Annotated in this window: 1 protein-coding gene and 1 pseudogene; both read right to left on the reverse strand. The window is 63.8% G+C overall.

Annotation, left to right across the window (positions count from 1 at the left end):
- Positions 1-215, reverse strand: a pseudogene (locus EOA86_RS33675) (sugar phosphate isomerase/epimerase); the annotation flags it as partial.
- A 173-nt stretch (positions 216-388) separates the two neighbouring features.
- Positions 389-1576: a Gfo/Idh/MocA family oxidoreductase gene (locus EOA86_RS33680; protein ID WP_128345489.1), complete on the reverse strand. Its 1188-nt coding sequence runs from the start codon at positions 1574-1576 to the stop codon at positions 389-391.
- Positions 1577-1649: the final 73 nt, after the last annotated feature.

Genomic DNA, 1649 nt, shown 5'->3' on the forward strand with positions numbered 1-1649 from the left:
AAGTTCAGCGCCGGATCGCCCATCGCTGAAACGGCGGTGCGCTCCAGCCCGATGCGGTCGAGCAGTTCGCCAAGTTTTGTGTAGTCGTCCGGCGTGCCGGCAAAGATCGGTATCTCGACGCCATCGAAGCCGGTCGCCTTGATATCCCTGAGCAGTGGCTCGTGTTTCTTCGACACGGCTGTCGTCCACAAAAACATGCACATGCCGATTTTCATCGACGCCCCTCCCATCATTGCGCAATCCACAGGGGTGTTGAGATTCAGGTTAGGCCGAGCCGAAAATGGTAGTTTCCGAGAACCGGAGCGGAACGTACTTTTCGTACGTGAGCACCGGAAGCGCATGAAACTGCCGTTTGCAGGCCGGTATCACCTGAAGATCAGCACCCCGATCAGAGCTTCGTCCAAGCCCCGTTCTTCCTCGACGACTTCACGCAGGCTTCGATGAAGGCCATGCCTTCGACGCCGTCCTGGATGGTCGGGAAGATAACTTCCTTAGCCGGCTTGCCGCCGTTGCGGCGCGCCGCGCGGATGGCGCGGGCCGCCTCCTGGTAGATGTTGGCGAAGCCTTCGAGATAGCCTTCCGGATGGCCTGACGGAACCCGGCTGACGCGCCCGGCGACGGGAAGCGCGCCGGCGCCGTTCCGGGTGATCAACTGCTTCGGCTGGCCGAACGGCGTGTACCAGAGATAGTTCGGGTCGGCCTGCACCCATTCAAGTCCGCCCTTCGAGCCGTAGATGCGCAGCTTCAGCCCGTTCTCGTGGCCGGGCGCCACCTGGCTCGCCCAGATCATGCCCTTGGCCGGGTGCGACTTGCCGACCGGTTTGAAGCGCAGCATCACGTTGACATTGTCGTCGAGTTGCCGCCCCGGCACGAAGGCGTCGAGATCGGCGGAAAGTGAATCGAGCTCCAGCCCGCAGACGAAGCGCGCGAGATTGTAGGCATGCGTGCCGATGTCGCCCAGCGCACCGCCGGCACCCGCCTGCTTGGGGTCGGAGCGCCAGGCCGCCTGCTTCTGGCCGGTAGCGGCGAGGTCCTCGGTTAGCCAGTCCTGCGGATATTCAGACTGCACGATGCGGATGTCGCCGAGCTGCCCCTTGGCTACCATCTCGCGCGCCTGCCGTACCATCGGATAGGCGGTGTAATTATGCGTCAGCACGAACACTTTGCCGGTCTTTTCGACTAATGCCGCCAGATTCTTTGCCTCGGCCAGCGTCGTCGCCAGCGGCTTGTCGCAGATGACATGGATGCCGGCCTCGAGAAAAGCCTTCGCCGCCGGCACATGGACATTGTTGGGCGTGACGATGGCCACCGCCTCTATGCCATCCGGCCGCTTGGCCTCGGCCTTGGCCATCTCGGCGAACGAGCTGTAGCTGCGCGCCGGATCGAGCCCGAGCTCCTCGGCCGATGCCTTGGCACGCGCCGGGTCGGACGACAGGGCACCTGCGACCAAGACGAACTCATTGTCCATGCGCGCCGCGATCCGGTGCACGGCACCGATGAAGGCGCCTTGCCCGCCGCCGACCATGCCGTAGCGGATCGGGCCGCCTCCCGTTTCCGATTTCGATGCGCCGACCATGATTTTCTCCCTCGTCTGAAATGCCCCTCCCCCTTAAGGGGAGGGTGGCCCGAAGGGCCGGGAGGGGTTGGTT

It is taken from the genome of Mesorhizobium sp. M5C.F.Ca.IN.020.32.2.1 (genome assembly GCF_004023105.1).
GTDB lineage: Bacteria > Pseudomonadota > Alphaproteobacteria > Rhizobiales > Rhizobiaceae > Mesorhizobium > Mesorhizobium wenxiniae.